Annotated in this window: 12 protein-coding genes; 8 read left to right on the top strand and 4 right to left on the bottom strand. The window is 41.7% G+C overall.

The window, feature by feature from the left end:
- The first annotated feature begins 198 nt into the window (after positions 1–198).
- The 8 genes from ACZ52Z_RS06275 to ACZ52Z_RS06240 all read left to right on the top strand — a co-directional run bounded on the left by ACZ52Z_RS06275 (position 199) and on the right by ACZ52Z_RS06240 (position 7780).
- Positions 199–651 (top strand): UDP-N-acetylglucosamine--LPS N-acetylglucosamine transferase, encoded by a 453-nt coding sequence (locus ACZ52Z_RS06275; protein ID WP_464269896.1) that lies wholly within the window; start codon positions 199–201, stop codon positions 649–651.
- Positions 648–1130 (top strand): glycosyltransferase, encoded by a 483-nt coding sequence (locus ACZ52Z_RS06270; protein ID WP_464269895.1) that lies wholly within the window; start codon positions 648–650, stop codon positions 1128–1130. Before ACZ52Z_RS06275 ends, ACZ52Z_RS06270 begins: the two co-directional genes overlap by 4 nt.
- Before the next feature lie 217 nt (positions 1131–1347).
- Complete coding sequence (locus ACZ52Z_RS06265; RefSeq protein ID WP_464269894.1) at positions 1348–2172, top strand: golvesin C-terminal-like domain-containing protein; 825 nt, start codon at positions 1348–1350, stop codon at positions 2170–2172.
- Between the two features lie 24 nt (positions 2173–2196).
- Entirely contained in the window at positions 2197–3654 is a 1458-nt protein-coding gene (locus ACZ52Z_RS06260; protein WP_464269893.1) for a hypothetical protein, read from the top strand.
- Between the two features lie 406 nt (positions 3655–4060).
- The gene (locus ACZ52Z_RS06255) at positions 4061–4576 is read left to right on the top strand and encodes a class I SAM-dependent methyltransferase (RefSeq protein WP_464269892.1); all 516 of its coding nucleotides are present in this window, start codon (positions 4061–4063) and stop codon (positions 4574–4576) included.
- 8 nt (positions 4577–4584) lie between these two features.
- Positions 4585–5517: a glycosyltransferase family 2 protein gene (locus ACZ52Z_RS06250; protein ID WP_464269891.1), complete on the top strand. Its 933-nt coding sequence runs from the start codon at positions 4585–4587 to the stop codon at positions 5515–5517.
- Positions 5518–5520: 3 nt separating this feature from the next.
- On the top strand, positions 5521–6390 hold the full coding sequence (locus ACZ52Z_RS06245) for a glycosyltransferase family 2 protein (RefSeq protein ID WP_464269890.1): 870 nt from the start codon (positions 5521–5523) through the stop codon (positions 6388–6390).
- Positions 6391–6646: 256 nt separating this feature from the next.
- The gene (locus ACZ52Z_RS06240; protein WP_464269889.1) at positions 6647–7780 is read left to right on the top strand and encodes a hypothetical protein; all 1134 of its coding nucleotides are present in this window, start codon (positions 6647–6649) and stop codon (positions 7778–7780) included.
- A 61-nt stretch (positions 7781–7841) separates the two neighbouring features.
- Here the strand turns inward: ACZ52Z_RS06240 and ACZ52Z_RS06235 are convergent, their stop codons facing one another.
- The 4 genes from ACZ52Z_RS06235 to ACZ52Z_RS06220 all read right to left on the bottom strand — a co-directional run bounded on the left by ACZ52Z_RS06235 (position 7842) and on the right by ACZ52Z_RS06220 (position 13178).
- Complete coding sequence (locus tag ACZ52Z_RS06235; protein ID WP_464269888.1) at positions 7842–9374, bottom strand: IS5 family transposase; 1533 nt, start codon at positions 9372–9374, stop codon at positions 7842–7844.
- Positions 9375–9495: 121 nt separating this feature from the next.
- Positions 9496–10482 (bottom strand): glycosyltransferase family 2 protein, encoded by a 987-nt coding sequence (locus ACZ52Z_RS06230; protein WP_464269887.1) that lies wholly within the window; start codon positions 10480–10482, stop codon positions 9496–9498.
- 6 nt (positions 10483–10488) lie between these two features.
- Positions 10489–11316 (bottom strand): glycosyltransferase, encoded by an 828-nt coding sequence (locus tag ACZ52Z_RS06225; RefSeq protein WP_464269886.1) that lies wholly within the window; start codon positions 11314–11316, stop codon positions 10489–10491.
- Between the two features lie 200 nt (positions 11317–11516).
- Positions 11517–13178, bottom strand: coding sequence for an IS1634 family transposase (locus ACZ52Z_RS06220; RefSeq protein ID WP_464269885.1), 1662 nt, complete (start codon positions 13176–13178; stop codon positions 11517–11519).
- Positions 13179–13192 lie beyond the last annotated feature (14 nt).

The raw sequence follows: 13192 nt of genomic DNA, 5'->3' as shown, positions 1-13192 counted from the left end.
CAGAGAATTACCTTTGGCCCGCTTATTACGTGATATTGTTGCAGGCGTCCATATTACCAATCCTAACTCGGACTTGTAATTTTTTTGGAACTAATTTGTTTTTTAATGCACCGGATTAATTACAATTACTCATGAAAAAATTCTCCTTAAAGGTTCTCGAGGCGAGCCAATAATCCGGCAACAATCGGTTGAGCTAAAATGGAAAATGATATTGTTTTTCTTGTCAGTTCTTCTGGTGGACATTGGGTGCAATTAAACAAGTTGCTCCCAGCATTCTCTGGATACCAGTGTGTCTTTATGACCACTCAAAAAAACACTACAGCCAAAAATGGAAACAGTCTTGTGCTCACTGTCCCTGATTCTAGCCGGTGGACAAAGCTTAAACTAATGCACACAGCGTTCAAAACCTTTTTTTATGTAATGAAGTACAGACCAAAGTATGTTGTTTCAACTGGTGCGGCTCCCGGATTGTTTGCCATCATTTTTGGAAAGGCCTTGGGCGCAAAGACAATCTGGGTTGACAGTATAGCTAACGTCAACACGTTATCATTATCAGGAAAGCTTGCTGGTAAATTCAGCGATTTGTGGTTGACGCAATGGGAGCACCTGGCTAAACCCACTGGCCCGTTCTATTTGGGTTCAGTGATATGATTTTTGTCACAGTAGGGAATCAACTTCCTTTTAATCGATTAATTCAAACTGTAGATGCATGGGCCAAAAGCGCTAAGCTTGATGTGTTCGCACAGATAGGCGACTCAAAATTTAAACCAAAGCATATCGAATATGAGTTATTCTTGGATTCCCAGCGATTTGAGGATAAACTTCAAAAAGCAGAATTGGTTATTGCCCATGCAGGCATGGGTACGATAATCACCTGTTTAGATTTAGCTAAGCAGATAATCGTCATGCCACGTTTAGCACAATACAAAGAACACAGGAACGACCACCAGCTGGCCACAGCAAGACAATTTGAGAAAAGAGGCTTACTAGTAGCGTACGATGATAAAACCTTGATCGGCATGCTTGAAAATTACCAAACTGAAGAGTGGGTAAATAGAGATCTGTTGAAGGGTAAAAATGCCACTGAAAGCCTGATAGAGGGTATTAAACAATTTATTACGGCTAATTAATATTTCTAAAAAAGAGAATAGCGACGCTATATTACGTTATGGATGCATACACCTCCAACAAATGGTGATAACTGTAACCGAGAACCGTTCCACACTTAAGCTTGCATGCACAAGCTTCCCAGTATGAACAGGCAATAGAATGCACATGGGACCACACCAAAGCCTTAAAGACCTTCTTACCCAGCAATGTCTTGTTACTTTAGCAAGGAGAAAGGACATGCGGAAATACATCAGCCACAACACCTCGCCACAGAGAACCAGTTCAGTGCCTCACTTATTAGTAATAATTACCACCATTTTCATTTGTCAGTCACACGCACCCGCAGTCTATGCTGCGTACGGCCTCACTTCTCTTTCCATCACCGACATCGATAACAGCAACAGCCCGCCAACTGCAACTATTGAGTATGCCCAGGAAGGCGACACATACACGCTCAGTGCGGCACAGTCAACTGACCCAGATGGAAGTATTAGCGAATACCAATGGGATTTTGGGGATGGAGAAAACGCAACAGGAGTAACTGTAACACATCATTTTGAAAACATTCCGGCAGAAGTTACGCTGACTGTTATTGATAATCAGGGAGGAATGACTTTGACAAGATCAACTCTCTTCTCCCACACTGAGCCATTTGAGATTATTGTGGATGACGCTGATGAGAGTGCCTTTAGCACCGTTGGCTCATGGGGTAACTCTACAGTAACCGACGGTTATTATAATGTAGGATACAAGACAGCACCAAATGGGGATGGGAGTTTACAGGCCACTTGGAAATTTGATTTACCTACAGCTGGTAATTATACCATATATTGTTATTACACTGCTTACGCAAACCGTGCTACGAATGCGCCTTTTACAATTAATAACAACGGCAACGAAGTGTCAACTCTTACAGTAAATCAACAGGTCAATGGGAACACTTTTTTTGCTTTAGGATCATTCACATTAACAGGCGGAGAATTAATGATAACACTGACAAACGGTGGCAATGGCTATTCAATTGCAGATGCAGTTAAAGTGCAATTTAATCCTGCAAATTAAACCATCAAAAATTTCAAATACGTTATGAAGCTAACCTTTTTATTTTTTATAACCACTCTTTGCCTTACCTTGATCTCACCAGTTAGCAGAGCGGAAATAAACACTCCTTTGAACTGGAGACTTACCAATTACACCACTGAGATTAAGCAGAACGGCATTAAATGGTATTTTGATTCCCCAGTAGAATATGGAGAGTTTGTTAATGGAGATTATTGGATACTAGACCCAGGAAAAGGAGTCAAAGTGATTCAAATTACGCCTGGATATATGCAGCATCCAGAGACTGGACGTGATATGAACGGCTCCATGCTCAACCCTGTTGGCCAATGGCAAGGATATGATGCTGCTAATTCTTATGATGCTAGTAAAAATGTTGGAATCGGTATTTCAGAAGAAACACCATTGATACTAACAGCGAACAACTCTCTTGTAACAACTATCAGCAATCCAGATGGGATCGTTGATAATTCGAGTTACATTAAAACTGCAGCAGTTTTGACCTGTCTTTCGACAGCTCCTCCTTCTGGGACTTTCAGGCCTGGGATAGGTAGCACCATCAAACATCTGCACAACAAGAATGATCTCAATCTATCTTTGCTCAAAAAACTTGACGTACCGGAAACCCACCAAACCATCATAACTCCTTCGTATCTTGATGAGATTGCAGCACGCTTTCAAATGGTGTGGATTGACCATAACGGCAGATGGTCTGGCAGATATCTACATCCCATTGACAGTGGGCTAGATAATTATTATTTCGCCCCTTACTTCGCTGTAACCCCACTGCTGCTTAATCTAAATTTTACAGATTCGGAGAAAGAGACTCTACTCATCAACTATGTACAATTAGGTATTGACCTGTATAGTTTCGTTGAAGCTGGATTAGCCGGCTGGTGGCCGGATGGGGGCCATGGACCAGGAAGAAAGTTACCCATACTTTTTGCAGGTCTTATGCTCAATGATGATAGCATGAAAAATATCGGTCAAATATCTGGTGACTACCTGTATGCTGGCGGATATGGCCCAGGAAATGTCCCTCCAGGGTACATTCGATTTGGTGAAGACAGTCAAACATTTTATGTAAAACAATTTGATGTAGACATCACTAACGGTCCAGCATGGAACCCAGATACAAGAGCCGCCCCAAATTACCCATATACAACAACTATGATTGGGATGCCTGAATGGGGGATTAAATATGACGATGTTCCTGAAGCGTCCGATTCACAATGGACCACGAAATACAGGACCAATAGAAACAACACCCCTTATTTTGCAGGTGCAACACTTGTTGCGAAAATAATGGGCATACAAGATTTATGGAACCACCAAGCTTTGTTTGATTATACCGATAGGTATATGGCTATTTCAGGAGGTGACCCCGACCCATTTGGTTATACAGTAGCCAATGAAGGAGCAGCACTCAGACCTAGTGGTTTTATTGGTGCAATGTGGGATAAATACAGGTCAACTCTACAGTAAAATTCCAGACTATTCATGAAGATTACCAAATTGTCTTCTGCAATGTTAACCGGCCTATCTTTTTAATGGGGGATGGGAGGAGCGTTTTTAATAATATTTTAAACTGCACTTGTAATATTCTACTATGATAGACTCTAATATAATTTTTGGTAGATTACGCTTACTCTTTCGTTGGAACAGATTTATTGCGAGATCATTGGTCCACAATGATGTAGATTTTATCTTTAACGCACTCAAAGCGATTTCCCGTCTTTTTATCTATAGCTTCAATGATATCAGAGGTAAGTCAGTCCTGTGCAATGTTTGCGGGTGGAAAGGTTACCAATTTTACCCTAATGTGGGCCCCGGATATTACGAGACAAACACAACGTGCCCCAAATGTTTATGCCAAGACCGACACAGGGCATTGGCCTATATACTTGAAAAAAAAACCGACTTTTTCACTGAAGGCAAGAATGCGCTTGAAGTAGCACCCATGCGGAGTTTTGAACAGTATTGTCTTGAGAAAAAAAAGCAGGGAGAATATTTGAGTTTTGATTATGAGCGACATGCCATGGAGAAGGATGACGTTACATGTATGTCCTATCAAGATGAACAATATGATTTTTTTCTATGCCTACATGTGATGGAACATATTCAGGATGAAACAAAGGCCTTGTCCGAAATAAAGCGAGTGCTCAAAACTGGGGGCACTGCAATATTCCAAGTCCCACTAGACTGGGAGTTAGAAAAAACGTTAGAATATGTGGCACCAAAACGACGTGAAACAGGACACGTTAGGAAATACGGGCAGGACTTTGAAAATCGCCTGACTGACGTTGGCTTCAAAGTCAGTTTGGTTTCCGCTACAGATGTATTTACAGGAAAACAACAACATGATTACGGCTTTGACCCGAACCCTTTTTTCTTTGCAAAAAAATAAATCAAGCTATGGATTTATCTGTAATAGTAATCAGCTATAACACAAAAAAGTTAACAACAGCCTGTTTAGAATCTGTCATAAAGGAAACTTTTAATATCAATTTTGAAATAATTGTTATAGACAACGCATCAACTGATGGTTCGGCTGAGGCCATCAGCAGCCAATTTCCTGAGGTCAAACTGATTGTTTCTCAAACTAATTTAGGATTTGCTAAAGCAAATAATGAAGCTAGCAAAATTGCTATTGGCGACTATCTATTACTACTCAATCCTGATACTGTTATTCAAGACCGCGCGATTGAAAAATTAATTCTATTTGCAAATAATAATAAAGAGGCCAAAATTTGGGGAGGTCGAACAATATTCCCAGATGGCACCCTCAACAGGACTTCCTGCTATAACAGCCCGACCCTTCTCTCTCTACTTTGGCAGGCAATTGGCTTATCTTACTTATTGAAGGGTAGAGAGTTTTTTTGTCCTGAAACCTTTGGTAACTGGAATTTTGATACAATCCGAACTGTTGATATTATAACAGGTTGCTTCCTTCTCACACATCGAGAATTTTGGACTGAAATGCAAGGGTTTGATCCTTTGTTTTTTATGTATGGAGAGGAGGTTGATTTTTGCCTACGAGCAAAAAAGAATGGTGCAAGACCACTTTTCACCCCATCAGCAACAATTATCCATTATGGAGGTGCCTCAGAGACTTCATCATCTACCCGGCTTGTAAAGGTGTTTAAAGCTAAAGTAACGCTAATAAAAAAGCATTGGCCTCCAACCCAATCATATATTGGAGTTAAACTGCTCTTTTTATCAGTACTGATAAGAGCTGTTGGTTTTAAAATTGCTGGAATTTTCTTTAACAGAATCAAACAACGCAAAGGAAAATGGCAAACTGTCTGGCGAGAACGAGCTAATTGGTTACAAGGCTTTGAGGTGTAAACTATGGACCAGCCATATTGTATTATAACCCCTGCCTATAATGAAACTTGTAACATTGACCGATTAGTGACGTCCGTGGTTGAACAAGACAAATTACCGGTTATATGGGTGATAGTTAATGACGGTTCGAGTGATGATACTGGTACAAAGATAGATCGTTACGCCTCAAAATACGATTTTATCTCCTGTGTCCACCTTGAAAGAGATAATGTTGAAAGTTATTATAGCCGCAAAATCATAGCCTTTATTGAAGGTTATAAGTTCTTGCAAAGTAAAAAAGTTCTTTATGATTACATAGGTAATCTTGACGCTGATATCTCTTTACCTGCTGATTACTACTCGAATATATTAACAGAATTTAGTCAAAATTCTACTTTAGGCATTGCTGCTGGAAGATATATATATCCAGATACCAGTCGTAAACCTATTTTATCTGAAACAAGTGCTCCCGGTTCTATTTTAGTGTTTCGCAGACAATGTTTTGAAGAAATTGGCGGCTATTTACCATTAAGATATGGCGCTGAAGATGCGTTAGCATGCATACAAGCTCAAAGCAAAAATTGGGAAGTTCGGATGTTCCCAGAGTATGTGGCACTGCAACATCGAATTGTAGGTTCTGCCACAGGAATGAAATTTTGTACCGCTCGCTTTCGCCAGGGTCTAAGTGAATACGATATTGGGTATCACCCCCTATATTCGTTTTTAAAATTTCTTTATCGCTTATTTATTGAAAAACCTGTGATTCTTTCAAGTTTATCCCGATACCTTGGTTATTTATCAGGGGGGTGTATTATCAGAAACAGAGTAGTACCAGCAAAAACAGTTGCTTTTCTTAGAAAAAATCAGATTAAGAGGTTATTCAAGACTCCCTAAGTCTGAAATATACAGCATAAAATTAAGGCGGTTTCACTGCAGGACACTCTAATAAAAATTGTCTTTCACCTGGGTAGTTTGTTAATCGAGTCAAATACCATTTTCTTCACTTTTCCTCAGCTGTTAATTGAAATACCGACAGCGCTCTGAACCTATGAATTCCCCATCCATATATTTGACTTTATTTCTATCCATTTTTATGGTTATTGCTCCCCGGCGTTTTTTTTTAGCCCCTTTTATCCTAGCAGCTTGTTTTATGTCTATGGATGAAAGACTAGATATTCTTGGTCTTGATTTTACAGTGTTACGTTTTTTAATTTTGGCAGGATTGCTGAGGCTAACAATAAGGGGAGAAGTTCGATCAATTCAATGGAATACTTTTGATAAATTAATTTTTACGTGGGCGATTGCAGGAAGCCTTATTTATATAGTCAATTATGCAACACCCCAAGCATTTATCTATAAATCCGGGGTGATATTCGATTGCCTCGGTATATACTGGTTGACAAGACAGGCGCTAGGTGAGTGGAGTGACGTTCACCAGGCAATTAAAATATTAGGATTTTTTGCAATAGTTACTGCCCCATTGATAGCCCTGGTTACATTTCATGATTTAAATATATTTTCAATTTTTGGCGGAAAAGGTGGAATGTACCATCGTGGGCGCTTTAGAGCTCTAGGCTCCTTCCCGCATGCAATTATGCTAGGCTGTTTCTGGGCTACACTCCTGCCCTTGTTCTATTCGGAAATAAAAGCGAATAAGGGAAAAATATTTTACATTCTAGCTCTGAGCGCAGCTATATCTAATGTACTGTTTAGCGCATCCAGTACACCTTTGATGACCGTTCTGGCTAGCATAATATTTTGGAATATTTATAGTTATAGAATGTATGGGAGGATGATATTCAACTCTATTTGTGCGGGTCTTTTTATTTTGCATTTAATAATGAAGGCACCTGTGTGGCATTTAATTGCCCGTGTAGATATCTTTTCTGGCTCAACAGGTTGGCATCGGTACAATCTATTTGATAAATTCATAAAAAACTATCCTGATTGGTTCCTTACAGGCACTGAAAATACTGACAAATGGGGAACAGGCTTGGGTGACATAACGAATCAGTTTGTTCTAGAAGGGGTCCGTGGAGGCGTTGTCACATTATTATTATTTATAATTATTATTTTTCGTGCAGTAAAAATTCCAGGCAGAATGAGTCTTATAAGCACAAACAAAGAGGTAAAGTTGATAAGTTGGGGAATTTGTATCAGTGTTTTAAGTCATTTTGTCAGTTTTTGGGGGGTGTCTTATTTTGGTCAAATTAATATGCTCTTTTATTTAACCCTAGCATTGGTTGCTTTTACCTTGGAGAAAAGCAGTGAAATCTCGATTTAAACCCGTGATCATTTACTTAGGGCTTCCTGAATAATGTGTTTTGAGCCGAAAACAGATTGGCTCATGATCTTTGACAACTCGCACGCTGTAGGGCTAACCAGCACAGCCCCTTTATCACCCCTACTATGACGCCGAAAAAAGCCGTTAGAGGGGCTGCAGCATGTCGTAAAAAAAGAAAGAATAGACACAAAAACGCCTCCCGCAGCAATTTTTCCAGGTTCATCACAATGAAGGTGATGGCGATCATGGTTTCACTGGTTTGCGAGAGTTTGGCCATTATTCTTGCAAGGCCGAAACGGCGTTTACCCTGTCCAAACTTCCCTTCGATGGGAATCCGATCACGTTCATCCTGTCGCTGCTGAAGCTTTTGGGCCTTGAGTGCCCCGGCATTCTTTTCCGTCTTCTTCTGGGGCCTCCCCAGGGGTGGTCCAGACATGCGTATCCCGTGCTTCTTGCAGAACTTCCGATTATTTCGGGTGCGATAAATCTTATCACAATGGACTGATGCCGGATAATGCCCGAAGCGTTTTCTGTAGTCCTCAAGCTGAGGAATCAGGTCTCCGCACTCGTTGTAGGGATCCCAGGAAAGATGGTCAAGAAACACCTCCCCTTCGACCAGACTGGCTGAGAGTTTTGCCCCGAACTCAGTGGGAGCAGATGCCTTACCCCGTACAATGGGTCTCACGTGTGGCTGACTGATGCTGACGATCCGGTCATCAACTCGATGGCACCGGTTCTCATACATCCACAGTTGCTGACGGTGTAGTTCATGAATGACCAGCAGATCACGGTATCGGCGAGGGCGCAGATGAGTCAAGGGCACCTGTTTGCTCAACTGTTCTATGGTTCTGAGGTTACGGCCGAGGAAACGTAACTGTTGCCCAAGGGCTTTGCGTCTGTGACGACTGGCATGTTTGCGTTTTTTGACATGGGCAAGATAAAGACGATGCGCTTTCCTGCGGTATGTCCGCGGTTTGCGCTGCGTCCCCTTCAGCGGCTTAAACAGAATATCGATGATCTGTTCGCTTTTTATCCGAGCCTCGTTGACCAGGCTGATATCAGTAGGGTAACGGATGTCAGCCGGGGCACAGGTCGCATCGACAATCAGCTTGCCCTTGTTGCTGCCCGGTGAATCATCCTCATCATCGTTATCGTCTTGTTCTTTCTCAGCAGTGGCTTGCTGTGTCGCTTGCTCGGCATTGACTATGGCTTCGTTGATTTGATTGAGCTGCTCCAGGTTAAAACGCTTGCGAAAATGGACATACATGGAGGGATCGAATGGAGGTTCATCGCGAAATTCTTTGAACCCAAGAAAGAACTGTAGGTAAGGGTTCTCCTGGATCTGCAGTACGGCCTCCTCATCACTCACGCCAAGACGTTCTTTGATGATGAGAGCACCCAAGGCAACACGAGCCGGTTTAGCAGAAGGACCAAGGCCGCTTCCAGCAAACTGCTTTGCATAGAACGACTCAGCAAGTTCCCAGGGAATCATGTCGGCCAGTTTGACCCAACGATTATCACTTCGGAGTTTACCTCCAAAGGGGAGTACAAAGTCTACGAAACTGAGTTGTTTGCTATACCTTTTTCGATACATTATCAAATAAAAGTGCAAGGGTTTGATAGGTAACTATCCGTTTTTCCTGCACATAATAACACGTAGTCAAAAGAATTCCTATTTAATTTCAACTGGTTGAGAAATAATCAGGAAGCCCTACTTACAAAGAGGAATGTAAATGTTTAAGTTCTTTCAACCTGTTACGATAAAAATGAATTAGCTTGAGTGGAGTTAATGAGTATATCATTGGTTTATAGTAGTTCAGTTTAAATGGATTTAATCTGCAACATAAAACACCGACTTTTAAGGCGTCCAAATATTTGTTTTTAACTTTAGAGGTCACCACACTCTCCATGCAATGAGCTATAAGTCCATATCGATTTGCCTCACGCTCTAACTTCGTTAGACGCGGTTTATTAGAACTCAGCCACTGATTAAAATCAATGCCCCGACGATTACACGCTTTTTTCCATACATTTTTTACCGCCATTGCTCGTCGAGTATTGCTTCCTCTTGTGGTAGAAGAATCACGAATACGATAAGAATACAAACAGTCATCAACTACCCACATAGGATACTTCTCTCCTACCTGAAGAATATAGTCGTACCCCTGCCCAATCTTCAATTCTGGGTCATATCGTATTTCCTCAACCATGGAGAGACGGTACATCGCGGTAGGATCATGTGCAGGCATCCTAATTTGATCAATATCTGTTTTACAAGCATGCCTGTCTTTTTCATTTTTGACAGGCGCAAAACGTGTCGAGTCCACCAGAAGATCATGTCCTGAAAACACCGCAGCGATATCGGGATTTTCTTCCATAAAATCTACCAAAACCGTTATCCTGTCTGGTGTGCTGATATCATCAGCATCCTGAATTGCATAATATTTTCCACATGAGATATGCAAAGCATTATTCACAGCTATAGATTTACCAGAATTCTTTTGCCGAAGAATAGTAATACGATTATCTGAAAAATGTTGTAATGTTTCAATACAGTGATCAGTGCTCCCATCATCTACAATTATAATTTGAAGATTCTTATAATACTGGTCAATTACACTTTCGACCGCCGCCTGAAGAAAGCCTCCCGCATTGTAGACAGGAATTATTATTGAAACTAGTGGTTCAGTCTCACGTACCATTTATCTTTAATCCTTAAAAGAATTCAATAGTTTTTTCCAACAGTTCCGCAATTTAACTTTCACTGGGTGATAATACGAAACATCAAAAGGATCATCCATTAAATTTCGTATAATTTCTTGCCTCCATCTTAAACGTCCTTCTACATCTTTGTATCTATTTGATTGTAAACCAAAAGTTATTTTTCTGAATCTATCAAAAGTTTTTTCATCTTTTATCTTACAATATGAACTTTTTGGGTCATCCATGTGTTCTTGAAAAACCAATGGATAATAAAAACCGTTAATGTACCCAGCTTTAGCCATTTTCATCCAGTATTGAGGCATAGCTTTTGATGTAATTGGGCCTAACCGCTTGAATGTTTCTCTCTTAATCAACAACCCTGTGCCACATGTCCACGGGTGACGAAAAATATTATGCCCATTTATTGTCTCTATTTTGTGTTTAGCTCGAGCATAATCAAAATCATTTTCAAAAAAATGCCACATCGCAACCACACCTAAGTTAGGTATATCTTCGTGTGCTTTAGCAAAAAGATGTGTCCAACCTGGTGAAACGAGACAGTCATTATCTAGTTTGCCTACCAAGTCTGCCTTAGAATTGGCCCAAATTTGATTGACTGCCGCTGTCTGGCCAATATTATTACTTGATAAAAAAATTTCTTTTATACGCGGATCATTAACTTCATTTTTTAGGTATTCTGCAGTGCCATCACTGGAAGCATTGTCCCATATTATTAGACTGAAATTTTCAGATTTATCGGCAAGAATCGATTCTAAAGAAAGTTTAGTGAATTCTAGTCTATTATACGTTACAAAAGAAAGGTCAATATTCATCGTACTTGTTCATTATCAATAACTTTGAAGAAAATTATCATTGGTTCTTTGTAGTAGATTTTTTTGTTTGAGTTCTGAATATTTTAAAATTGGTGATTAACTGAATAATATCCAACTGGGGTTTAAAATTCAAAATCAACACCTCGGCGCTAAGCCTGCTCCCGCGGGCCTTGGCAAAGGACGCTGTTTTTCGCGTGTGCCTACGTTATTGCAGTACCGTTTTTAACAGTTTTTATACCAAAAACCTCGTGAAGTCGGTCAATTGAAAGGCAGTTCAGCATGGACTTCGCCCCCTTGGGTAGCTCATTTAATTGGTAAAAACTGTGATCTGGTGTGGCGAACTCCGTTGCCTGTATTTTAGACGCAACCCGTCTAATCTGTGACCAGGGTTTTTTGCATTTCAGCTCCGCTATCCGCTCTACGAATAGTGCCAACACACATATTTTTACATGGGCTTCTATTCGCCTTTCAGCCCAATGGTACATTGGCATCATTTTGATCTGCGTACGCTTAAGTGAGCGGAAGCACCGCTCAATGACCATCAGGCCACGGTAACCATAGGCCGCATCCTCAAGGCTCAGGTGGATGTCGTTGGTTTCCAGTACCCACTTGCCATCATACTTTGCCGCAGCCTTTATGGCTTTACGGTCGATCCGGACGGTGCCCTTCTCAGTTATGGTCAGGTATCTTTTGTACCTTCGAGAACCCAACAGGGCTATAGCCCATTTCCTGGTTGCACTCTTGTCTTTGTGCTGCTTGAGTTCCCATTCAAGCATGGCAACAATTTTTTCTCGGTGGGTGGCCTGCCGTCTGGCCTCCGACGGATTATAACAGACGATATATCGCTTGCCGTTGGCGAGGTTCACCTCTTTGGCATGAAGATTTTCAGAGAATTCCCTGTAACGACCTGGCTGCGAAAGAACTGTTTCCTTAACCTCCTTGACACTGGCCATCCTGGTGGCAAGCAGATATGTGCCGCAGGCCTTAGCCAGTTCCTTTCGATTCCCTTCGGAGTTCATCCCGGAATCAGCAACGAACAGCGCCCTGCCAAGATTCCACCCTCGAAGATCGCTTTTTATGGTCTCGACAGTACTGACGTCAGCAGTATTGCCGGGGAATACCCAACTTCTCACAGGGATACCCTCTCGAGTAACAGCCAGGGCGACAACGACCTGAGGCGCCCATGTCCCTTCTTTCGTATGACCATACTGCCGCGGGCCTTCCTCATCCTCATAATCAATGGCAAAAGATGCTGTAGTGGTATCATAGAAGATGAGATCCACCGTCAGGTTCAGCAGGTTGGCCACATTGTAAAAGATCTCCCGCTCTACCTTATCCGAATGGCTATGGAGCAAGTCCATGGCCTCATACATGTGATGCAGTTGCAAGCTGTCACACCCTGGCAGATATACAGTTTCAAGCCACCTGTCCCAAACACCAAGTTTTGATTCCGGAGTACACAGTCGATTGGCAACCATGGCAAGCAGGGCTTTTTCATAGGGAACCTGCTTCTTTTTGGCAACCTCCCTGAATATTTTGCCGATACCGTATTGCTCCCACAGTTCCTCGATGATTTTAACTGTACCGAAATCGACGGTCCGGAGGATCTTGACATCTTCCGGTAAGCCGCCTTTGCGCACTTCACCGTCCAGAGGATCAATAACCTCGACGCCGCAGACTCTGGCAACGGATCGGCATAACCGCACCAAGGCTTCACGGTCCAACTGGTCTGCCCGCCCGAAGCTGTGGATAATTTTAGCAGTCACCTTACCGGTGACCGGATGCCGTTCGTTATGGGCCAGCTGGTAGTATTTTGTTACCGAGCCGTCTTTGTTCTTTCGTTGAGTAGTTCGCAAATACATGATTGCCTATCATG

It is taken from the genome of Desulfogranum aggregans, from assembly GCF_055398265.1.
This window is presented reverse-complemented; position numbering and strand designations above follow the sequence as displayed.

Coding starts and splice junctions, on each gene's coding strand:
- ACZ52Z_RS06275 (WP_464269896.1), top strand. CDS start 199: ATGGAAAATGATATTGTTTTTCTTGTCAGTTCTTCTGGTGGACATTGG.
- ACZ52Z_RS06270 (WP_464269895.1), top strand. CDS start 648: ATGATTTTTGTCACAGTAGGGAATCAACTTCCTTTTAATCGATTAATT.
- ACZ52Z_RS06265 (WP_464269894.1), top strand. CDS start 1,348: ATGCGGAAATACATCAGCCACAACACCTCGCCACAGAGAACCAGTTCA.
- ACZ52Z_RS06260 (WP_464269893.1), top strand. CDS start 2,197: ATGAAGCTAACCTTTTTATTTTTTATAACCACTCTTTGCCTTACCTTG.
- ACZ52Z_RS06250 (WP_464269891.1), top strand. CDS start 4,585: ATGGATTTATCTGTAATAGTAATCAGCTATAACACAAAAAAGTTAACA.
- ACZ52Z_RS06245 (WP_464269890.1), top strand. CDS start 5,521: ATGGACCAGCCATATTGTATTATAACCCCTGCCTATAATGAAACTTGT.
- ACZ52Z_RS06240 (WP_464269889.1), top strand. CDS start 6,647: ATGTCTATGGATGAAAGACTAGATATTCTTGGTCTTGATTTTACAGTG.
- ACZ52Z_RS06235 (WP_464269888.1), bottom strand. CDS start 9,374: ATGTATCGAAAAAGGTATAGCAAACAACTCAGTTTCGTAGACTTTGTA.
- ACZ52Z_RS06230 (WP_464269887.1), bottom strand. CDS start 10,482: ATGGTACGTGAGACTGAACCACTAGTTTCAATAATAATTCCTGTCTAC.
- ACZ52Z_RS06225 (WP_464269886.1), bottom strand. CDS start 11,316: ATGAATATTGACCTTTCTTTTGTAACGTATAATAGACTAGAATTCACT.
- ACZ52Z_RS06220 (WP_464269885.1), bottom strand. CDS start 13,178: ATGTATTTGCGAACTACTCAACGAAAGAACAAAGACGGCTCGGTAACA.